At 68.6% G+C, this 20702-nt stretch carries 20 protein-coding genes; 4 read left to right on the top strand and 16 right to left on the bottom strand.

From position 1 onward, the window contains the following. Nucleotide 1: 1 nt before the first annotated feature. A complete protein-coding gene (locus ACQ66R_RS09740; protein ID WP_430421458.1) occupies nucleotides 2–664 on the bottom strand; it encodes a pyrimidine 5'-nucleotidase in 663 nt (220 codons plus the stop codon). Further along, nucleotides 661–1575 carry an acetylglutamate kinase gene (gene argB / locus ACQ66R_RS09735; RefSeq protein WP_430421456.1) on the bottom strand — a complete coding sequence of 305 codons (915 nt, stop codon included), beginning with the start codon at nucleotides 1573–1575 and terminating at the stop codon, nucleotides 661–663. The genes ACQ66R_RS09740 and argB overlap by 4 nt, the downstream gene beginning before the upstream one ends. A 107-nt stretch (nucleotides 1576–1682) precedes the next feature. On the opposite strand from argB, the gene ACQ66R_RS09730 reads away from it, so the two are divergent. Continuing rightward, nucleotides 1683–2951, top strand: a complete 1269-nt coding sequence (locus ACQ66R_RS09730; protein ID WP_430421454.1) for an amidohydrolase family protein — start codon at nucleotides 1683–1685, stop codon at nucleotides 2949–2951. A gap of 9 nt (nucleotides 2952–2960) precedes the next feature. Here ACQ66R_RS09730 and ACQ66R_RS09725 read toward each other — a convergent pair whose 3' ends face one another. The 7 genes from ACQ66R_RS09725 to map all read right to left on the bottom strand — a co-directional run bounded on the left by ACQ66R_RS09725 (nucleotide 2961) and on the right by map (nucleotide 8853). Further along, a complete protein-coding gene (locus ACQ66R_RS09725) occupies nucleotides 2961–3713 on the bottom strand; it encodes a Crp/Fnr family transcriptional regulator (protein ID WP_430421452.1) in 753 nt (250 codons plus the stop codon). A 68-nt stretch (nucleotides 3714–3781) separates the two neighbouring features. Further along, nucleotides 3782–4915 (bottom strand): acyl-CoA dehydrogenase family protein, encoded by a 1134-nt coding sequence (locus ACQ66R_RS09720; RefSeq protein ID WP_430421450.1) that lies wholly within the window; start codon nucleotides 4913–4915, stop codon nucleotides 3782–3784. 80 nt (nucleotides 4916–4995) lie between these two features. Beyond that, nucleotides 4996–5595, bottom strand: coding sequence for a ribosome biogenesis GTP-binding protein YihA/YsxC (gene yihA, locus ACQ66R_RS09715; RefSeq protein WP_430426249.1), 600 nt, complete (start codon nucleotides 5593–5595; stop codon nucleotides 4996–4998). A 56-nt stretch (nucleotides 5596–5651) separates the two neighbouring features. Next, nucleotides 5652–7457: a membrane protein insertase YidC gene (gene yidC / locus ACQ66R_RS09710; protein WP_430421448.1), complete on the bottom strand. Its 1806-nt coding sequence runs from the start codon at nucleotides 7455–7457 to the stop codon at nucleotides 5652–5654. 39 nt (nucleotides 7458–7496) lie between these two features. Next, on the bottom strand, nucleotides 7497–7865 hold the full coding sequence (rnpA, locus tag ACQ66R_RS09705) for a ribonuclease P protein component (RefSeq protein WP_430421446.1): 369 nt from the start codon (nucleotides 7863–7865) through the stop codon (nucleotides 7497–7499). Between the two features lie 27 nt (nucleotides 7866–7892). Further along, entirely contained in the window at nucleotides 7893–8027 is a 135-nt protein-coding gene (rpmH, locus tag ACQ66R_RS09700; protein ID WP_068877158.1) for a 50S ribosomal protein L34, read from the bottom strand. A 76-nt stretch (nucleotides 8028–8103) separates the two neighbouring features. Then, a complete protein-coding gene (map, locus tag ACQ66R_RS09695) occupies nucleotides 8104–8853 on the bottom strand; it encodes a type I methionyl aminopeptidase (protein WP_430421443.1) in 750 nt (249 codons plus the stop codon). A 95-nt stretch (nucleotides 8854–8948) separates the two neighbouring features. Here map and ACQ66R_RS09690 point away from each other — a divergent pair, with 95 nt between their 5' ends. Then, on the top strand, nucleotides 8949–10169 hold the full coding sequence (locus ACQ66R_RS09690; protein WP_430421441.1) for a hypothetical protein: 1221 nt from the start codon (nucleotides 8949–8951) through the stop codon (nucleotides 10167–10169). Here the strand turns inward: ACQ66R_RS09690 and ACQ66R_RS09685 are convergent. The 3 genes from ACQ66R_RS09685 to ACQ66R_RS09675 form a co-directional block, all read right to left on the bottom strand. Then, nucleotides 10166–11146: an NADPH:quinone oxidoreductase family protein gene (locus ACQ66R_RS09685; RefSeq protein WP_430421439.1), complete on the bottom strand. Its 981-nt coding sequence runs from the start codon at nucleotides 11144–11146 to the stop codon at nucleotides 10166–10168. The genes ACQ66R_RS09690 and ACQ66R_RS09685 overlap by 4 nt on opposite strands. 78 nt (nucleotides 11147–11224) lie before the next feature. Continuing rightward, complete coding sequence (locus ACQ66R_RS09680) at nucleotides 11225–11848, bottom strand: TetR/AcrR family transcriptional regulator (protein ID WP_430421437.1); 624 nt, start codon at nucleotides 11846–11848, stop codon at nucleotides 11225–11227. A gap of 194 nt (nucleotides 11849–12042) precedes the next feature. After that, nucleotides 12043–13980, bottom strand: coding sequence for a methyl-accepting chemotaxis protein (locus ACQ66R_RS09675; protein ID WP_430421434.1), 1938 nt, complete (start codon nucleotides 13978–13980; stop codon nucleotides 12043–12045). Nucleotides 13981–14153: 173 nt separating this feature from the next. Here ACQ66R_RS09675 and ACQ66R_RS09670 point away from each other — a divergent pair, with 173 nt between their 5' ends. Next, entirely contained in the window at nucleotides 14154–14462 is a 309-nt protein-coding gene (locus tag ACQ66R_RS09670) for an energy transducer TonB family protein (RefSeq protein WP_430421432.1), read from the top strand. 136 nt (nucleotides 14463–14598) lie between these two features. Here ACQ66R_RS09670 and ACQ66R_RS09665 read toward each other — a convergent pair whose 3' ends face one another. Beyond that, entirely contained in the window at nucleotides 14599–15522 is a 924-nt protein-coding gene (locus tag ACQ66R_RS09665) for an SDR family oxidoreductase (protein WP_430421430.1), read from the bottom strand. 148 nt (nucleotides 15523–15670) lie between these two features. Between ACQ66R_RS09665 and ACQ66R_RS09660 the strand changes: the two genes are divergently transcribed. Further along, nucleotides 15671–17152: a sensor histidine kinase gene (locus ACQ66R_RS09660; RefSeq protein WP_430421428.1), complete on the top strand. Its 1482-nt coding sequence runs from the start codon at nucleotides 15671–15673 to the stop codon at nucleotides 17150–17152. 6 nt (nucleotides 17153–17158) lie between these two features. On the opposite strand, the gene ACQ66R_RS09655 is transcribed toward ACQ66R_RS09660, so the two are convergent. The 3 genes from ACQ66R_RS09655 to ACQ66R_RS09645 form a co-directional block, all read right to left on the bottom strand. Next, the gene (locus ACQ66R_RS09655) at nucleotides 17159–17983 is read right to left on the bottom strand and encodes a DUF72 domain-containing protein (protein WP_430421426.1); all 825 of its coding nucleotides are present in this window, start codon (nucleotides 17981–17983) and stop codon (nucleotides 17159–17161) included. Between the two features lie 122 nt (nucleotides 17984–18105). Then, nucleotides 18106–19761 carry a M28 family metallopeptidase gene (locus tag ACQ66R_RS09650; RefSeq protein ID WP_430421424.1) on the bottom strand — a complete coding sequence of 552 codons (1656 nt, stop codon included), beginning with the start codon at nucleotides 19759–19761 and terminating at the stop codon, nucleotides 18106–18108. 59 nt (nucleotides 19762–19820) lie between these two features. After that, complete coding sequence (locus ACQ66R_RS09645; RefSeq protein WP_430421422.1) at nucleotides 19821–20594, bottom strand: TetR/AcrR family transcriptional regulator; 774 nt, start codon at nucleotides 20592–20594, stop codon at nucleotides 19821–19823. Between the last annotated feature and the right edge of the window lie 108 nt (nucleotides 20595–20702).

The following is a 20702-nucleotide window of genomic DNA, read 5'->3' as shown; positions in this document are numbered from 1 at the left end:
CTCAGGCGGCGGGCTTGAGCTGCGCGTCCATGAGGAACGGCGCGAGCTTGTCGGTGCGGTGGTGGACGAAGGCGGCGGTGGACTGGGGCGCCCAGGGCCCGACCAGCACGGTGGTCATACCCAGGTCGTGGGCGGGCGCGAGGTTGCGCTCGGAGTCCTCGAAGAAGCAGGTCGTGGCGGGCTCGATGCCGTGCAGCTCGCCCATCCGCTCGAAGGCCTTCAGGCTGGGCTTGGGCTCGTAGTCGGCGGTCCCGATGTGGAAGACGTCGTCGAACAGGTGGCCCAGGCCCAGGTGCTTCAGCACGCGCTCGGCGTGGATGTCGTCGGCGTTGGTGAAGATCAGCCGGCGGCCCGGCAGTCGCTCCAGGGCGCTGAGCAGGGCGGCGTCGTGGGCCAGCGCGTCCAGCGACATGTCGTGGAAGATGGCGTGGAAGTCCTTGGGGTCCACGCCGTGGTTGAGCATCATGCCCTTCAGGGTCAGGCCGTGCTCGGCGAGGTAGGCCTTCTGCAGACGGAAGGCCTCGTCGCGCGGCAGGCCGGTGACCCGCTCCACGAAGTCGGTCATCCGATCGACGATCTCGGCCATGAAGCCGGATTCGGCCGGGTAGAGCGTGTTGTCCAGGTCGAACAGCCAGGTGTCGACGTGGCTCAGGTCGGCCTTCACGGCTTCACCATCGTCCCCGACCCGTGCTCGGTGAAGAGCTCGACCAGCATGGCGTGGGGGCGGCGGCCGTCCAGGATGACCACGGCCTCGACGCCCGATTCGACGGCGGCGATGGCGGTCTCCAGCTTGGGGATCATGCCGCCGGTCGCGACCCGGTCGGCGATGGCGCCGCGCGCCTCGGCGATGGTCATCTGGGCCACGCGCTGCTTGTTGGCGTCGAGCACGCCCGGCACGTCGGTCAGCAGCAGCATCCGCTTGGCGCCCAGTGCGCCCGCCAGGGCGCCGGCCACCGTGTCGGCGTTGATGTTGAAGGTTTGGCCGTTGTCGTCGACGCCGATGGGCGCCACGACCGGGATATAGTCGTGCTCGGCCTTGATCAGGGCCTCGATCAGCGTGGTGTCGATGTGTTTGGGCTCACCCACGAAGCCCAGGTCGACGATCTTTTCCTCGACGCTGTCGGCGGCCCGAGTGGTGCGCGTGACCTTCTCGACGGTGATCAGCTTGGCGTCCTTGCCCGACAGGCCCACGCCGCGCACATCGGCCTCGGAGCCGGCCTGGGTGATCCAGCTGGCGATTTCCTTGTTGATGGCGCCCGACAGCACCATCTCGGCCACTTCCATCGTCGCCTGGTCGGTGACGCGCAGCCCGTCGATGAAAGTGGACTTCACGCCCGCTTTCTCCAGCCAGGCCGAGATCTGCGGGCCGCCGCCGTGCACGACCACAGGATGGACGCCCAGCATCTTCAGCAGCACCACGTCGGCGGCGAACAGCTTGGCCACCGACTCCTCGCCCATGGCGTGGCCGCCGTATTTGATGACCACGATCTCGCGGTCGTAGATCTGGATGAACGGCAGGGACTCGGCCAGCGTCTTCGCCGTCGCCCAACCTTGCTCTTCCGTGTCTTCGCTCACGTCACCGTCCCGCCAGAGAAATCCGGGCGTCCGATAGCGGACGGGGCCCCCGCTGTCACGGGCGCTTGGGCGTGTTAGTCGAGACGCGGCAATCCGGGGAGTTGGCGATGCGTGGTCTAGGGGTGGGAGCGGCGCTGGCCGCGATGCTGGTGGCGGGGTCCGTCCAGGCCGGGACGGTGGTCGTGAGCGCCGAGCGGCTGCTGGACGTGAAGACCGGCAAGTACGTCGAAAAGCCCCTGATCGTCATCACCGACGGCCGCGTCGTCTCGGTGGGCAAGGCGGGCGATGCGGTCCCTGCGGGCGCTCAGCGTGTGGACCTGCCCGGCGTCACCCTGCTGCCCGGCCTGATCGACATGCACGTCCACCTGACCAGCGCCGGCAAATACGGCGGATACCGGCCCTACGAGTTCACCGACAGCTTCTGGACGGCGGTCGGCGTGGCCAACGCCAAGACGACGCTGGAGGCGGGCTTCACGACGGTGCGCAACGTCGGCACGGCCTTCTACGCCGACGTGGGCCTGCGCGAGGCGATCGACGAGGGGTGGATCACGGGGCCCCGGATCATGGCCTCGGGCTATGCCCTGGGCGCCACGGGCGGCCACTGCGACGAGACGTTCTTCCCGCCCTCGATGGAGGAAAAGAGCCCGGCGCTGGTCGACAGCCCCGACGAGGGTCGCAAGATGGTGCGCACCCAGCGCAAGTACGGCGCGCGATCGATCAAGATCTGCGCGACTGGGGGCGTCTTCTCCCGCGGCGCCGAGCCGGGAGCCCAGCAGATGACGCTGGAGGAGATCAAGGCCGTGGTCGAAGAGGCCCACATGGCGGGGATGAAGGTGGCGGCGCACGCCCACGGCGCCCCGGGCGTGAAGGCCGCGATCCTGGGCGGGGTCGATACTGTCGAGCATGTGAGCCTGATCGATGACGAGGGGATCAAGCTCGCCGTCCAGAAGGGGACCTTCCTGGGCTTCGACATCTACAACACCGACTACACCCAGGCCGAGGGCAAGAAGAACGGCGAGCTGGAGGACAACCTCCGCAAGGACCGCGAGATCGGCGAGATCCAGCGCGAGAACTACCGCAAGGCCCTGAAGGCCGGCGCGCGCATGACCTACTCGACGGACGCCGGCGTGTATCCGCACGGCCTGAACGCCAAGCAGTTCGCCGTGATGGTGCGCTACGGCGCGACGCCGCTGCAGGCGATCCAGTCGGCCACGGTCAATTCGGCCGAGGCTCTGGGTTGGCAGAACGACGTGGGACAGGTGGCCAAGGGCTTCTTCGGCGACCTGGTGGGCGTGAAGGGCGACCCGCTCGCCGACATCACGGTGCTGGAGAAGCCGGTGTTCGTGATGAAGGGCGGCGAGGTGGCGAAGCGGTAGGCACGACGCCTACTCCGCCACTTCCGGCAGGAGCGTGGCGAAGTGCTCCTCCACCGCGGCGTAGCATTCGCAGGCCACGCGCTCGAGGCCGCGGCGGTCCACGACCTCGACGCGCCCGCGGTGGGTGCGGATGAGGCCGCGGGCCTGCAGCTCGCCGGTGACCGTGGTCACGGTCGAGCGCTGGACGCCCAGCATCTCGGCCAATGACTCATGGGTGAGGTGGATAACGCCATGGCCGGCGCGATCGTGGACGGCCAGCAGCCAGCGGGCGCACCGCTCATCCACGCGATGCAGGGCGTTGCAGGCCACCCCCTGCATCATCTGGGCGAGCAGGCTGTCGGCATACCGCGAGAACAGGTCGCCGAACCGGGGCGAGCCGGTCTTGGCCGCTTCCAGATGGCTGGTGGAGATGGCGTAGGCGTCGCCCGGGAGCTGCACGACTGCGCGACCGTAGGCGGGCTTGTGGCCCTCGCTGACGATCCCGCCGACGGCGCCTTCGCGGCCGATGGTGGCGGCCTCCACCTCGCGGCCGTCGCGGGTGACGATCAGCAGCGAGGCCATGGTCCGGTGGCATGGGAAGTAGGTGGTGACCACGTCGTCCCCGGGCTCGAACAGCACCTGGCCCCGCTTCAGCGCCACGGGCTCCAGGTGGGGTTTGAGCACCGCCAGGTCGCGCGGAGCCAGCGCCGCCAGCAGCCGGTTCGACCGATGGGTGGTGTCGCGCGCGCCGCCATCGCGCTCCGGGGCGAAAGACGTTTGCATGCGAGCGTTCCCCATGACCTGACCATGGGACAACGCCTGAACGGCTGCGCTTGTTGCGTTGGTGCGCGTCAGATCGTGCGGGCGACGACTTCCTTCATGATCTCGGATGTCCCGCCATAGATCCGCTGGACCCGGGCGTCGCGCCACAGCCGTGCGATCGGGTACTCGTTCATGTAGCCCGCGCCGCCATGCAGTTGCAGGGCGGCGTCGCAGACCTCCCATTGCAGCTCGGTGTGGAACAGCTTGGCGGCCGAGGCTTCGGCGGCGGTCAGCTTGCCTTCCAGATGCCGCGCGATCGCCCAGTCCAGGTGCGCCCAGCCCGCCTGCAGCTTGGCCTTCAGGCCCGCCAGCGTGAAGCGCGTGTTCTGGAAGTCGAAGACGGTCTGGCCGAACGCCTTCCGCTCCTTGGTGAACTTCACGCCCTCGTCGAACGCCCGCTGGGCGGCGGCCTGCGCCTGCGCCGAGATGCCCAGGCGCTCCTGCGGCAGCTGGGTCATCAGCTGGGCGAAGCCCTTGCCCTCCTGGCCGAGGCAGTTGGTCACCGGCACCCGCACGTCTTCGAAGAACAGCTCAGAGGTGTCGGCGGCGTGCTGGCCGATCTTGTCGAGGTTGCGCCCGCGCTTGAACCCCTCGCGGCTGGCTTCCACCAGGATCAGCGAGATGCCCTTGCCGCCCTGGGTCGGATCGGTCTTCGCCACGACGATGATCAGGTCGGCGTGCTGGCCGTTGGTGATGTAGATCTTCGAGCCGTTGACGACGTAGTGGTTCCCGTCGCGGATCGCGGTGGTGCGGACGGCCTGCAGGTCGGAGCCGGTGCCGGGCTCGGTCATCGCGATGGCGGTGATCGCCTCGCCCGAGACCATCTTGGGCAGCCACTCGCGCTTCTGCTCTTCCGAGCCGTAGTGGACGAGGTAGTCGGCGACGATGTCGCTCTGCAGCGTGATGCCGGCCGTGGAGCCCGCGTAGAACAGTTCCTCGGAGATCACCGCGTTGTAGCGGAAGTCGAGGCCTAGGCCGCCGTACTCGGCCGGCACGCCGGGGCACAGCAGCCCAGCCTCGCCGCACGCCAGCCAGAACTCGCGGTCGATGATCCCTTGGCTTTCCCAGCGGTCGAGATGAGGCGTCAGTTCGCGCTCGTAGAACTTCCGCACCTGGTCACGGAAGAGGTTCAGGTCCTCGTCGAAGACGGGGCGGGCGGACATGTCGATCATGTCCGCCAGATAGCGCGGTGACGCTGGGGACGGAAACTTCCTTTCCCACGCAGTGGGTAGGTTGCGCTTCGCTACGCGGCGCAGGCCGCGAGGATCTCGGCGCGGAGCTCAGGGATGCCCGTGCCCTTTTCGGACGAGGTCGCGGCCACCCGCGGGAAGGCTGCGGGGCGCTTGGCGATCTTGCGCAGCGTTTCCGCCACCACCTGGTTGACGTCGCGCTGGCTGCGCAGCTTGTCGACCTTGGTCAGCACGATCTGATAGCTGACGGCGGCCAGGTCGAAGGCCTCCATGGCTTCGAGGTCGACGTCCTTCAGGCCGTGCCGGCTGTCGATCAGCAGGTAGGCGCGCTTGAGGTTCGGGCGTCCGCGAAGATAGGCGCGGCCCAGGTTCTGGAACTTGTTCTTCTCGCCGCGGCCCACCTTCGCGAAACCGTAGCCGGGCAGGTCGACCAGCCGCAGGGTCTCGTCCGCCACGAAGAAGTTGATCTCGCGGGTGCGGCCGGGGGCCGTCGAGGCCCGGGCTAGGTGCGTGCGGCCGGTCACGGCGTTGATCAGCGAGCTCTTGCCCACGTTCGAACGGCCGGCGAAGGCCACCTCGGGCAGGTCGGCGGGTGGCAGGCCGGTCATGGCCACGGCGCCCATCATGAAGGTCACCGGGTGCGCGAAGAACACCCGCGCCGCCTCCAGCGTCTCGTCGTCGAACGTCGGCTCGGGCGCGGCGGCGTCGGTCACCCGACGCCCTCGGGCTTCGGCTTGCCGGTCACCTTGCGGATGATCTGGTCGATCGGGTTGTCTACCTTGAAGCGGCGCATGATCACGTACTGCTGCAGCACCGTCAGGCAGTTCGACCACGTGTAGTAGACCAGCAGGCCGATGGCGAACTGGGCCATGATGAAAGTGAAGAGCAGCGGCATGAGCTGGAAGATCCGTTGCTGGATCGGGTCAGGCGCCGGCGGGCTCATCGAGGTCGTGAGCCAGGTGGTGAAGCCGTATAGGATCGGTAGGACGCCGATGTGCAGGAAGCCAGGAGGCGAGCCGTAGGCGAAGAGGCTGCCCATCAGCGGCAGCGTGCCCGGATCCCAGGGGATCAGGCCGAACAGGTTGAACACCGTCGTCGGGTCGGGCGCCGACAGGTCCTTGATGTAGCCGACGAACGGCGCGTGCCGCATGTCGATCTCGAGCTGCAGCACCTTGAAGAGCGCGAAGAAGACCGGGATCTGCAGGAAGATCGGCAGACATCCGGCTAGCGGGTTGACCTTCTCTCGCTGATACAGCGCCAGCAGCTCCTGCTGCTGCTTCTGGGGGTCGTCCTTGTACTTGGCGCGCAGCTCCTCCATCGCCGGCTGCACCTTCTTCATCTTCGTCATCGACTCGTACTGCTTGTTGGCGAGCGGGAAGAAGACGAGACGCACGATGACGGTGAGCGCCAGGATGGCCAGGCCGAAGTTGCCGACGTAGCCGTACAGCCACGACAGCAGCCCGAAGATCGGACGGGTGAGGAACCAGAACATGCCCCAGTCCAGCGCCTCGTCCAGGTGGGCGATGCTCAGGTTGTCCTGGTAGGCCTCCAGCACCGGGCGCTGCTTGGCCCCGGCGAATATGCGGGTGGTCTCGGTGATCTGGCGGCCCGCGGCGATGGTGCGCACCTGGCCGTCGAACTTGGCGTCGAGAATGTTGGCGGTGGGGGCCTTGGTCAGGCGGAACTGGCCGTCGATCTGGCTCTTCTGGTCGGGGATCAGCGCGGTCAGCCAGTAGTGGTCGGTGATGCCGACCCAGCCACCCGTCGACGTGTAGGTCGGGCTTGAGCCGTCCTTCTGCCACTTGGCGTACTTGAGCGGCCGGCGCTTGCCTTCCAGCCAGCCGGCGCCGCCCTCGTGGATCACCCCGTTCTTGCCCAGGCTGGGCGGCACGCCCTGGCGCTGGACCGATCCATAGGGGCGCAGCGTGACCGGCATGCCGGACGTGTTCGCCACGGTGTCGGCCACCGTGAACATGTACTTGTCGTCGACCGAGATCACCCGCGTAAACGTGAGGCCCTGGCCGTTGGTGTAGGTCAGGGTCACGGGCCGACCCGGCGCGAGCTTCGAGCCGCTGCTGAGCGTCCACAGCGTGTTCGGGCCCGGCATGCCGGCGACATTGGCGCCCACCCAGCCCAGCTCTGCGAACATGGCGTACTGCGTGCCGTCGGGCCGCAGCAGCTCGACCGGCGGCGAGTTCTTGTCCAGCGTCTGGCGGTACTGGACGAGGTACAGGTCGTCGAGGCGCGCGCCGCGCAGCGACAGCGAGCCCTTCAGGGCCGGCGTGTCGATCGGCACCCGGGCCGTCGCGGCCACCGCGGCCTCGCGGGTGACCACCTGGGACATCTGCGGCGCATTGGGCGCCGCGGTCGAGACGGCGGCGGCGGGCGCCTGGCGCGCGCGCTCCTCCATGGCCCGCTTGGTCTGCGGCTCGATGACGAAGATCTGGTAGACCAGAAGCAGGAGCGCCGCCGCCACGAAGAAGATGATCGTGTTGCGGGTGTTGTCGTCGCGCATGGAACGCAGGTTTCCGTCGGAGAGAAGGGCGGGGCCGGGCTACAGGTGGTGAGCCGCACGGTCGGGGGCGAGCCTTATCAGCGCGGTTTTCACATCGTCAAGGAGACGGTCCCAGGGCCGGCTGATCGCGCCGCCCCGGGCGATGATCACATAGTCGACGCCGGGGGCGCCATGCAGGGGCAGCATGAGGCGCGCGGCCTCCCGCATCCGGCGCTTGGCGCGATTGCGCTCGACGGCGCCGCCGATGCGCTTGGTGGCGGTGAAGCCGACCCGGACGCGGGGGTCGTCGTCGCCGCGCGGACGGGCCTGAACGACGACAGCCCCCTTCGCATGCGAGGGGGCTTTGGCGCAGGCGAGGAACTCGCTGCGCTTGGTCAGTCTGGAGATGGTCGGATTGGCGTCCGTCACCCGGACACCTTAGAGCAACGCTTGCGCTTAGGCGCTCAGGCGCTTGCGGCCCTTGGCGCGGCGGCGCGCCAGGATCTTCTGACCATTCTTCGTGGACATGCGCAGGCGGAAGCCGTGACGGCGCGCACGCACCAGGCGAGACGGTTGGAAAGTGCGCTTCACGAGGAAAGCTCCGGGTCGAAAATCGAGCGGCGGTGGATAGTGGAAGGGCGGGGGACTGTCAACCACCTCGGGCCGGCTACTCCGCCAGAGTCATCACCAACGGCCCGCGGCGTGTCGCCACCAGGGTGTGTTCGTACTGGACCGTGGGTTCACCGCCCGGTGGCCGCAGGGTCCAGCCGTCGCCGACCTCGTCGACCCACTCGGCGCCCAGCGACAGGAACGGCTCCAGGGTAAAGACCAGGCCCTCGGTGATCTTGCGGCGATCGGAGCGGTCGGCCCAGGTGGCGATCTCGGTGGGTTCCTCGTGCAGCGAGGCGCCGACCCCGTGGCTGGCGAGGTTCCGGACCAGGCTGTAGCCGTTGCGGCGCGCAAAGGCCTCGATCTCGCGGCCCGGGGCGTTGAGGTCGGCCCCGGGGCGCACGGCGCGGATGCCGGTCCACAGCGCGCGGCGGCCATCGCGGCACAGGCGCTCGACGCGCCTGGTCACCGGCGGCACGGCGAACGAGGCCCCGGTGTCGCCGTAGAAGCCGTCCAACTCGGCCGAGACGTCGATGTTGATCAGGTCGCCGGCCTGGATCACCCGGTCGCCCGGGATGCCGTGGGCGATATCGGGCCCCACGGAGATGCAGGTGGCGCCAGGGAAGTCGTAGGTGAGCTCAGGCGCTGAGCGGGCGCCGCCGGCCTCCAGCATCGCGCGGCCCAGTTGGTCCAGCTCGCGGGTGGTCATGCCGGGCTCCAGGGCCTCGCCCATCGCCTTCAGGGTGCGCGCCACCAGCCGCCCGGCGGCCTTCAGCTTGTCGAGCTGGTCTTCGTTCTCGATCGTCATGGGCCGATCCTGGCGCAAGTCGGCGCGCGACCCAAGCCCGCTTGCCGTCGCAGCCGCGGCTTCCATAGTCACGCCCGGAAAAGCCGGAGATGGCGATGCGATTCCTTCTGATCCTGGCCGCGGTGGTGGGGCTGGCCGCGCCGGCCCTGGCCCAGACGCCCACTGACACCCGCGCGCTGCTGGCGGCCAATACCCGGGCGTTCGAGCTCACGGCGGAAGGGATCAAGGGGCCGGGCGCGGACTTCCTCCTGACTCAGACCGAGCGGGCCCAGTTTCTGCTCATGGGCGAGAACCATCACGACCGCGACACCCCGCGGTTCGCCGGCGCCCTGTTCAACCGACTGCAGCGTGAACGGGGCTTCCGCTATCTGGCGGTCGAACAGGACCCGCTGGCCATCGACGCGGTCAACGGCATGAAGGGCGACCTCGGCAAGATCGCGGCGCTGGCCAGGCGCTATCCGCCGCACATCGGCTTCGCCTCGGATGACGACCTGCGGCTGCTGGCCGAGGTGAGCAAGGGGTCGCGACCCGGTGATCCTGTGCTCTGGGGCCTGGAGCAGGCCCAGGGGGCGACCCGCTATCTGGAGGAGCTGGTTGGCCTCGCGCCGCCCCAGACCCGCTCCACGGCCCAGGAGCTGTACCAGGAGGCCAAGAGCAAGGAGACGCGCGCCAACCAGGGCGCCTTCCTGCACGACGATCCGACCACGCTTGCGCGGCTTCAGGCGCTGGAGGCGGCCTATGATCCCGAGCCCGGTTCGCGCGCTGACCGGCTGTTCACGGGCCTGATCACCAGCGCCGAGATCTATTCGTACAACCGCCGCGCCAACGCCGGCGAGCGGGTGGGCCTCTACAACAACACCGAGCGCGAGGCGCTCTTCAAGCGGACGTTCCTGGAGAACTATCGCCGCGCCGCCAAGGCCGGCGTTCCACCCAAGGTGATGTTCAAGTTCGGCAGCTGGCACATGTACCGCGGCCGCAGCCCGGGCGGGGCCTACACGATCGGCAATTTCGCCCACGAGTTCGCCATCGCGGGCGGGATGGAGGCTTACGGCGTCGACGTGATCCCGGTGGGCGAGGGCTTCCCCTGGCTGGAGGACGCGCCGTTCCTGGCCCCGCTGTTCCCCGATGGCCCGCCGGCCACCCCGGTGATGGTCGATCTGCGACCCCTGAAGCCCTGGGTGCGCGCCTTCGCCAACCAGCTCGTGCCGGCGCGCCAGTCCGACTTGCGTGACTACATTCACGCCCACGATGCGATCGTCGTACTGCCCGGCGGCCGCAAGGCGGCCTGGGACCTGACGGGCTTTCCGGTTCCTTAGAGATCCGGCCGGATGATCGTCTTGCCCACGACCTTGCGCTGGGCCAGCGTCTCGAAAGCCTCGCGCCATTCGGCCAGCGGGTACTCGTGGTCGACGCGGGGGCGGACCTTGCCCTCTTCCGCCAGTTTCCAGATTGCCTCGTTGTTCTCGCGGCCCTTCTCGGGGAACTGCCGGCCGTACTCGCCGGCTCGCACGCCGTGGACCGAGAAGCCCTTGATCAGGGCGATGTTGACCGGAAGCGTCGGCAGCCTGCCGCTGGTGAAGCCGATGGAGAGGATGCGCCCGCCGAAGGCGATGCAGCGGACGCTCTCGTCGAACACGTCGCCGCCCACAGGATCGTAGATCACGTCTGCGCCGCGCCCGCCGGTGAGCTCCTTCACCCGCTCGCGGAAGCCGCGGGTGACGTTCACGGTTGCGTCGACGTCGTATTCCGTCTCGATCGTCGCCAGCTTGTCGTCCGAGGCCGAGGCGGCGATCACCTTCGCGCCCATCAGCTTGGCGTAGTCGACCGCGGCCAGGCCCACGCCGCCGGCCGCGCCATGCACCAGCACCCACTCGCCGGGCTGGACGTTGGCCACGCGGTTCAACGCGACATAGGCGGTCAGGTAGGCCACAGGATAGCCCGCGGCCTCGCCGTAGGTCAGTTTCGCCGGCTTCTTCCGCAGCGTGGCGGCCGGCAGGATGGCGTACTCGGCGAAGCCGCCGCGGCCGCCGGAACAGACCGCATCGCCCACCGCAAAGCCCGTCACGCCCTGGCCCAGGGCGTCCACGTCGCCGGCCAGCTCCATGCCGCCCACGAACGGGATCTCGGGCTTGTGCTGGTGCTCGCCGCGCGTCTGCATCAGGTCGGGAAAGTTCACCGCGGCCGCGCGCACCTTGATGCGCACCTGGCCGGGGCCGGGCTCTGGCGTGGGGATGTCCTTGACCACGCAGCCGCCGTAGTCCGGCAGGAGCTTCTCGACGACCAGGGCACGCATGCGGCTACTCCGTGAAGGCGGAGCCGATACCGTAGAGGGTGTTCCGCAAGGGGACGGAAGCCGAGCGGCGCGCCGCCGTCAGCACTTCGCGCCGGGAAGGCCGCGCAGGCCGCCCAGGATCATCTCGACGGTGAAGTCGGCGGCGGCCGCGGTGTCGATCGGGCGGCGCATCAGCATCTTGTCGCAGACCTCGCGGGCGACGCCGATGCACGCGGCGGTCATGTATTCGGTGTCGCCCAGGGGCCCGCGGCCCTCGGTGATGGCGTGCTCCAGCGCGTCCTTCACCTCGTTGAAGACGGCGGCCATCTCGGGCGTCTCGCCCTGGATGTGCGGCTGTGCTTCCCCGGCCGGTCGGCGAGCCATCCAGCTCACATGCTCGTCGGCCATGAACTCGAAGTAGGCGACGATGGCCTCGCGGACGAACCCATCCAGCGGACCACCCTTGTTGCGTAGGGCCTTCAGGATCGGGGCGAAGCGGCGGGCGCCGTCGTCGGCGAGGGCGGCGAACACCTCCTCTTTGGAGCGGTAGTAATTGTAGAACGTACCGGCCGCGAGACCCGTGCGACGGATGATGTCGCGCACCGTCGCGGCCTCGTACCCCAGCTCGCCGAACACCTCGCGCGCCGCATCCAGGATCGCCTGGCGGTTCTGGACCTTCGTCTGCTCCCGCTTGCCGGCGGGGAGATAGGCGACCTGAGACATTCTGTTCTCGACGCAACTCAAAACGTGACGGGTGTCATTCTAGAAGGCCCGGGTTGGTTTCCGCAAACGGAAAGGCCGCGCGTCTCCGCGCGGCCTCCAGATGCGAAAGGACCGGCGCACGTATGGTCCCGTGCGCCGGCCCTCCGAAATCGAGCGCGGATGGTCCCACGCCCGTGTTCGGATCTCTTTGACCGTCAGAATTCGGTCCAGTTGTCCTCGGCGACCGCCGCATTGCCCTGCGTGCGGAAGCTGCTCCCGCTGCTCCCGGTGGCGCGCGGCGCGACGGCCGGAGCCGCCTCGCGGGCGACGGGGCGCTCTGCCTGATGGGCCGAGCCGTTGACCTGGAAGCGCTGCACGAGGCCGAACAGCTCTTCGGTCTGGCCGGCCAGCATGCGCGAGGCCGCAGTGGTCTCTTCCACCATGGCCGCGTTCTGCTGGGTTACCTGGTCCATCTGGTTCACGGCGGTGTTCACCTCCGCGATGCCGGTGGCTTCTTCCTTGGCCGACTGCGCGATCTCGCCCACCAGCTTCGAGATGTCATCCACGTGGCTGATGATCCGGTGCAGGGCCTCGCCCGTCTCGCCGACCAGGCTCACGCCTTCCGCCACCTGCGAGGTGGAGGTGGAGATGAGGCCCTTGATCTGCTTGGCGGATTCCGCCGAGCGCTGGGCCAGCGCGCGGACTTCCGACGCCACCACCGCGAAGCCCTTGCCCGCGTCGCCGGCTCGCGCCGCTTCGACGCCGGCGTTCAGGGCCAGCAGGTTGGTCTGGAACGCGATCTCGTCGACGACGCCGATGATCTGGCTGATCTCGCGGGCCGAGCGTTCGATCTCGGTCATCGAGGCCACGGCGCGGCTCACCACCTCGCCTGAACGCTCGGCCTCGGCCTTGGCCGAAGCCACAGCTTCGCGGCTCTGGTTGGCGCCCTGCGCCGAGCGCTGCACCGTCACGGTGATCTCGTCGAGCGCGGCGGCGGTCTGTTCCAGGGTGGCCGCCTGCTGTTCGGTCCGACGCGACAGGTCGTCGGTGGCCGAGGCGATCTCACCGCCGCCCGAGCGGATGGCGTAGGTCGAGTTGGCGATCGCGGCCAGCGCGACTTCCAGCTTGTCGGCCGCGTCGTTGAAGTCGTTGCGCAGCTTCTCGTAGCCGCCCGGGAACGACTCCTTCAGGCGGACCGTGAGGTCGCCCATGGCGAGGCGTTCCAGGCCGGTGGCCAGCGAATTGACCACGCGACCCTGCTCCTCGGCCGAAGCCTCGGCGAGGGCGGCATTCTCGCGCCGCGCAGCCTCGGCGGCGGCGCGTTGTTCTTCCTGCTCGGTGCGCATCTGCTCAAGGTGCAGCTGGTTCTCGCGGAAGACGGCCAGCGACTTCACGATGGCGCCCAGCTCGTCCTTGCGCTCGAGCGCCTCGACATCGACGTCGTTGTCGCCCCGCGACAGGCGCTCGGTGGCGCCGGCGATGCGCTGCACGGCCTTCTTCATGTTGAGGACGAGGAAGGCGGCGATCGAACCCACGAGTAGCAGGGTCACCAGGGCGGCCCCGATGGTGGCCATCTGCGCCGCCTTGGCGGCGTCGCTGGTGGCCTGGGCCTTCTTGTCGGTTTCGGCCTGAGCCTGAGTCACGATGGACTGCAGGTTGCCGGTCATCTTCTTGTACTGGTCTTCGAACGGCGCGGCGAAGCCGGCGGCCGATGCGAAGTCGGCGCTCATCATCGCGATGATGACGTCAAGCGCCTCCCGGTTTTCCTTGAGGTCCTTCAACAGCCGGTCGTAGGCCGCCTTCTGCGAGGCGGGGGCCGCCGCGCGGGCGATGCCGACGTCCTTCGTGATGCTGTCCATCTGGGCCAGCAGGGCCTTGCTCTGCTCCGGGATCTTCTCGGGCTCCATGGAGGCGGCCTGGTGGGTCAGCAGGAGATACAGGTCTCCGTGCACGGCCGTGATGCGTTCCGAGACCTTCTGCATGCGCAGGCTGTTCGGCATGTCCGTGTGGACGACGCGTTCCAACTCGCGTGTCTGGCTTTGCTGCAGCACAACCGCGCCGGCGGACAGAACGGCCATCATCACCAGCGCGAGCGCGGGCGCGAAGCCGACCTTCACCAGCAACGGCAGGTCATCCAATCTGAAGCGTTTCATGTGAGGGTGCCCCCCAGTTTTTCTTCCCACTCGGGATAGACCCCGCGAGCCTGTTCACAATGAACGAAGGTCCCTAACGGATTCTCACTTTTCCCACTTCTGTGAGAAATTTAGAGATGATTCACCGCCTCCGGGTATTCCTCTCACCATCGTTTCTTCAACAGGAGGTGGGGATGCAGAAAGCTGTCTCTCTTTTCGGTGGTGTTGCTCTGAGTTTGGCTTTGGCGTCCGGCGTGAGCGCGGCGTCGTTCCAAGAGAACATGGCTAAATGCCTTGTTAAGAATGCGAACACCAAGGACGCTGCGACCGTGATGCTTCAGTGCACTGCGAACGGCGGCAAGCTGGACGGCTGCACCGTTCTCTCGGACAGCGCGCCGGGCAAGGGCTTCGACAAGGCCGCCCTGTGCGTGGCCCAAGCCATGCCGATGGGCGACAAGTCGGGTGACGTGAAGATCCCGATGCGCTTCCCCGGTGGTGCGTAAGCACCAGCCCTGGCGGTGGCGGCCGGGCGCAAGACCCGGCTGAATCAACATAAAGAACATCAAGGCGCCCCACCTCCCTGGGGCGCCTTTTCGTTTGCGGGAACGCTCATCGCGCGATGTGCGTCGGGCGCGGACGTCAGACCGTGCGTTGCGCGCGGTCCTTTTCATTGGCGCCCTTGATGGCGTCGCGGGCCGCGGCCCATTCGGCGTCGCCCCACTCCGACAGTCGGCCGAAGCCGCCGCCGCCCTTCAGGTGCCCGCCGCCGTCGATGGCGATGGTCTGGCCGTTCACATAGGCCGACCCCGGATCCAGCAGATAGACGGCCAGGTTCGCCAGCTCGCGCATCTCGCCATTGCGGTCCAGCGGGATGGTCGGGTCGGGCTTCTCGCCGTCGGCGCCCACGCCGCTGCCCGGGTTCAGGCGCGCCCAGGCGCCCTCGGTCGGGAAAGGGCCCGGCGCGATGGCGTTGAAGCGGATGCCGCGGCCACCCCATTCCACCGCGAGCGACTGGGTCATCACGTTCAGGCCGGCCTTCGACATGGCGCTGGGCACCGTGAACGGCCCGCCGTGCCAGACCCAGGTAGTCAGGATCGAGACCACCGAGCCGTGCTTGCCCTCGGCCAGCCAGCGCTTGCCCGCGTCGAGGGTGACGAAGAAGGAACCGCGGAAGACGATGTTGGCGATCGCGTCAAAACCGCGGGGCGAAAGGTCCTCGGTGCGACTGATGAAGTTGCCCGCCGCGTTGTTGACTAGGCCCGTCAGCGCGCCGCCGGCCCAGACCTGATCCATCGTGTCGTGGATCGCCTCGGCCACTCGGATGTCGCAGGCCATGCCGGTGACCGTCCCGCCGCCCACCTTGGCGGCATGGTCAGAGAGCTCCTTGGCCGTGTCTTCGATCACGTTGCCGCGGCGGCCCCAGATGATGACGTCGGCGCCCAGCATCGAGCAGCCTTCGGCCATCACCTTGCCCAGTCCGGTGCCGCCGCCGGTGATGAGGATGCGCTGGCCTTTCATGAGGCCCGGCTTGAACATCAGGTCGTCGAGGGTGAATTCGGTCATGGCGGCAGCTTCCTCCGTTTTTCCGAGCATGCGGCCCCATGACGCAGGGGGCGTCAATGGCGCCGGCCCCTGCGACACTGCGCCGTCCGGCGCCGCGGCGTGCATTGCGTCATCTTTGCTGTGGGTCGGGGGCCGCATCGAGGAGCTGATGGCGGCCGAAGTTCGTTCGCCCGGTGATCCGGGCGGCCTCGCGATGGAAATCGGCGAGGCTCTGCTGCGGGGCGCGAGCCTCGACGGCGTGTTCGCCTGTGACCGGTCCGCCGTGCTAAGCTTCTGTGACCCCGCCGCCGCGCGGTTCCTGCGGGCGAACGACGGCGAGGCGCTGGGCCGGTCGCTGGGCGACATGCTCGCCGGCCTCGACGATCCAACCCTGGAACTGCGTCTCCGCAGCGCGCTGCGCGACGACGCCGCGGTCGAGTTCGTGGCTGAGCGGCCGGGCGGCGACGACGAATGGGTCGAGATCGTCGGCCTGCCGATCGCCAGCGGCATGATTTTCATCCTGCGCGATGTCACCCAGCGCGAACGCAGCGAGCGCGCCCTGCGCCGCAACGCCCGACGCCTGCGCGCCGCCAACGAGACCCTGCGGCTCGCCCACCAGGCGGCGCGCGCGGCTACCTGGGAGTGGCGGGACGGCGGCGCGATGCGCTGGCTGGACGTCGCGGCCGCCCGCGCCCTGATCGGGCTGTCCGCCGTCGATGGGGCCGACGAAGCCGTGGCGGATTGGCGCGCCTTCGTCGTCGCCGACGACATCGACCGGGTGATGGCGACCCTGCGCGGGCTGGTCGATCGCGACGAAGCGTCCTTCGAGTTTCGCGTCGCCGCCGCCGACGGCCGCCATCGCTGGTTGCGCTCGAGCTGCGCGGTCGTCGACCGCCGCGCCGATGGCGGGCCCGGCCGGGTGGTGGGCGTCACGCTCGACATCACCCCGTCCAAGCTGGCCGAGGCCAAGCTGCAACGCGAGGTGGGCGAGCGCCGGCGCGCCGAGGAACGTCAGCAGCTCCTGATCCACGAACTGAATCACCGGGTGAAGAACATGCTGGCGACCGTCCAGTCGGTGGCTCGCCAGAGCCTGGGCCGCGCCGGTGGGGCCGGGCCGCTGGCCGACTTCGAGAACCGGCTGATGGCGCTGGCCTGGACCCACGACATCCTGACCCGCGAGCGCTGGGCCGGCGCATCGCTCACGACGATCCTCACCCGCACGATGTCGCCGCACGGGCCCGGCCGGTTGGCGCTCTCGGGTCCCGACCTGCGCATCTCGCCCAAGATGGCGCTGGCGCTGGCCATGGGCGTGCACGAGCTGGCCACCAATGCTGTGAAGTACGGCGCGCTGTCGGTCGATGGGGGGCGCGTCGAGATCGCATGGCGGCTGGACGAGGAGGCTCCGGCCCCGATGTTGCGGCTGGAATGGCGCGAGCGGGGCGGTCCGCGCGTGACGCCGCCGGCCACCCGCGGCTTCGGCGCACGGCTGCTGGAGCGGGGGCTCGCCCACGAACTGGGCGGCAAAGTCACCATCCGCTTCCTGCCGGCCGGGGTGCGCTGCGAGATCGTGGCCCCCTTCGACCCCGAGCCCGGCGAGGCGCCCGATCCGCCGCGGCCGGAGTTCGACGGCGACCGCACGCCGGCGCACTAGAGCGGGTCAGTCCGCGGGAATCTCGAAGGCCGGATCGACGCGTCGGATGAACTGCATCGCCGCGGCCGGGGCGCGTACCTTCCCCTCGTGGATCACGTAGGCATAGACGTCGCGCGGGCCTTCCGGCGGACCCGTGCGGTCCACCGGCGTGAAATCGCCCGGCACCTCGCCCCGTGCATAGCTCTGGAATCGACCGGCCCACAGATCGAGGTCCTTGGCCTCGTAGCCCGTTGGGATTTCGTCGTCGGCCGAGAGCAGGCGCAGATAGACGAAGTCGGCGGTGATGTCGGGGATGAAGGGGTAGTTCTCGTTGTCGGAGTTGCAGATCGCCACGCCCCGGTCGCGGCACAGGCCGATGAACTTCGGGTCGTTGAACGTGCCGTTGCGCACCTCCAGCACATGCCGCGCGGGCAGGTCTCCGACCTTCTCCGGCAACAGGTCGATGAAGCCCGCGAAGTCGTCGTAGTCGAACTTCTTGGTCGGCATGAACTGCCACAGGATCGGCCCCAGCCGGTCGCCCAGCTCGGTCAGGCCCTGGCCCAGGAAGATGTCCATGCTGGCCTTGCCGTCGGCCAGCACCTTGCGGTTCGTGCAGAAGCGCGAGGCCTTCACGGCGAACTTGAACCCGTCGGGCGTCGAGGCCCGCCACTTGGCCCAGCTGTCGGGCTTGAACGACGAGTAGTAGGTGCCGTTTATCTCGATCGAGGTCAGATGGCGGCTGGCGTACTCCAGCTCGGCGGCGTGCTTCAGTCCCTTGGGATAGAATACCCCCCGCCACGGCTCGAACGTCCACCCGCCGATGCCGCAGCGGATCCGACCTGCTTCAGCCATGTCACGCCTCCGGTGTTGCCGACGCTACAGGTACCGGCGGTTGCGCAAGTTCTCAAGATGTTCTCTGTCCAACCCCCTCGCTTCGCGACGCTCGGGGGAGAGGCGTTCCTACGTCCGCTGCCCTACTTCCGCTGCGCCTTCGTCTTGTCGCGCTCGGCCTTGAACTCCGCGCCGGCTTTCCAATCGGGCCAGATGCGGCTGTTCGCCAGTTTCTGGCCCAGGTCGAACAGCAGCGCGCCGTCGGCTTCGAAGCCCTTGGGGTCCCAGGTCGGGTCGAACTCGTCGGCCGGCTGGTGGTACTTGTCGGCGGTGTAGGCTGTGCGATTGGCGAGGCCGGCCGCCTTGCCTCCGGTCACCAGATCCTGGCCGCCGCCGAAGCTGATCGCCGGCACGCCCACCTTCGCGAACGGGAAGTGATCCGAACGGAAGAAGCTGCCGGCTTCGGGGCGGGGGTCGGGCGTGAAGTACCGGTCGTGGGTCTTGCCCACCGCGATCAGCTCGTCCTGCAGGGTCAGCGGCGCATTGCCGGAGGTGGTGAAGTCGCGCGCCAGGCCGGTCGGGCCCACGCCATCCATGTTGAGCACGCCCACCGTCGTGCCCAGCGGATACAGCGGGTTGCGAGCGTAGTACTCCGAGCCCAGCAGGCCCTTCTCCTCGGCGGTCACCGACAGGAACACGACCGTTCGCTGCGGCTTTTGACCCTTGGCGAAAGCGCGGCCCAGTTCCAGCAGCATCGCCGTGCCCGAGGCGTTGTCGAGCGCGCCGTTGTAGATCGTGTCGCCCTTGGCGTCGGGCTGGCCCACGCCCAGGTGGTCCCAGTGGGCGGTGTAGAAGACGCGCTCCTCGGGATGCTTGCTCCCGATCACTGCGCCCACGACGTTCTTCGAGACCACCTTCTGCACATCGACGGCATAGTCGGCCGAGAAGGTGACGCCCTTCAGCGCCACCGGCTTGAACGCGCGGGTCTGGGCCTGCTTCTTCAGGGTATCGAGGTCGAAGCCCGCGGCCTTCAGCAGGCCCGCGGCCACGTCGCGCTGCACCCAGCCCTCCAGCGGGGCGTGCGCCTGCGACGGATCCTTGCGGATGACGTCGAAGATCTCGTTGGTGTTGGAGTTCTTGACCGTCGCCCAGCCGTAGGCGGCGGGCGCGGTTTCATGGATGACCAGGAAACCCACCGCGCCCTGGCGCGCGGCTTCCTCGTACTTGTAGGTCCAGCGGCCATAGTAGGTCATGGCCTTGCCGCCGAAGTCGCCGGACCCCGTTTCGAAGTCAGGATCGTTGACCAGCACCAGGGCCACCTTGCCCTTGAGGTCCATGCCCTTGAAGTCGTCCCAATTGCGCTCGGGCGCCTTGACGCCATAGCCCACGAACACGACGGGCGCGTCCTTGATGGTCAGCCGATCGACGCCGGTCTGGGCGGCGCGGATGGCGATCTGCTCGCCCTGAGTCCAGGTCTCGACGGTCCCGCCGACATTGGCGCTGACGGCGATCGGGCCCTTGGTGGCGAAGCGGGCCAGCGGCACGTCCTGGGTCCAGGCGCGGCCGCCGCCGGGCAGGGGATCGCCGGCGGGCTGCAGGCCCGCGGCCTTCATCTGCTCGACCAGGTAGGCGACGGTCTTCTTCTCGCCCTCGCTGGCGGGCGCGCGGCCCTCATAGGCGTCGGACGAAAGCACTTGCGTGTCGCGCAACACCCGTTGCGCATCGATGACCGAGGGCGCGGCCGAGACCGAGCTGGCGGCCAGGACCATGACCGCCGCGCTCAGGAGAAGCTTATGCATGCATGTACTCGAAGGAGGGGGGATGTTGCGGCGACCGTAAGGGGTTCGCAGCCCCTCGGCTAGGCCGCGGCCCGACGCGCGGCGATCAACGCCTCGATGCCGTCCAGCACCACGTCCAGGCCGAAGCCGAAGCGCCACAGCGGATCGGCGACCACGCTCTTGTCCGCGGCCCGCCACGCCTCGCTGAGCCGTAGGAGGTGAGGGAACCGCGACGGATCGAGCCGCGCCGTGATGGCGGGCTCGGCCACGGCGAACCATTGCTCGTCGGTCAGCCCGCTCAACTGCTCGGCCTCGCGGGCGTCGCGCGCCTGTTTCAGGGCTCCCAGCAGGAAGTTGTGCAGCACGTCGATGACCAGGTCCTTGGTCAGGTCGTCCAGGCCCGTGCTGTCGAGCGCGCCCAGCGCCGACTCGTGGCGGCGCACCAGATTCGGACCCAGGGGCGGGCGGTGCATCGCCAGGTCCAGCATCCACGGGTGGCGTTCGCTCATCCGCCAGCGTTCGCGGGCCACGTCCGTGAGCGCCTCGCGCCAGCCCACGTCCGCCGAAGGCGGCGCAGCCATCTCACCGAGAACGCGGTCGAACATGAGTTCGACCAGCTCGGCCTTCGAGGGGACGTAGGTGTAGATCGACATCGCCGACACGCCGAGCTCCAGAGCGATCCGGCGTACGGAGATGGCGGTCAGGCCTTCGGCGTCGGCGACCGCGATCGCAGCCTCGACCACCTTGTCCACCGAGTGGCGAGGCTTGGGTCCGCGGCGGCCGGGCTCGGCGTCGCCCCACAGCAGGTCGATGCTGCGCTTGGGGTCCGCCCCGACCGTCGTATCCTTCGTCATGCTGGTCCGTACATTACAGAGAAAACACTTTACATCATACAGAGTTTGAGCGAGACGAGCCGTCGCACGGTGGCCGCAAGAGTCGCCGGCGGAGGCGACATCCGGAAT

Origin of the sequence: Phenylobacterium sp. (genome assembly GCF_965284355.1) — a bacterium.
Taxonomy (GTDB): domain Bacteria; phylum Pseudomonadota; class Alphaproteobacteria; order Caulobacterales; family Caulobacteraceae; genus Phenylobacterium.
Note: the sequence above shows the minus strand (reverse complement) of the source record. Positions and strands in the feature narration are given on the sequence as shown.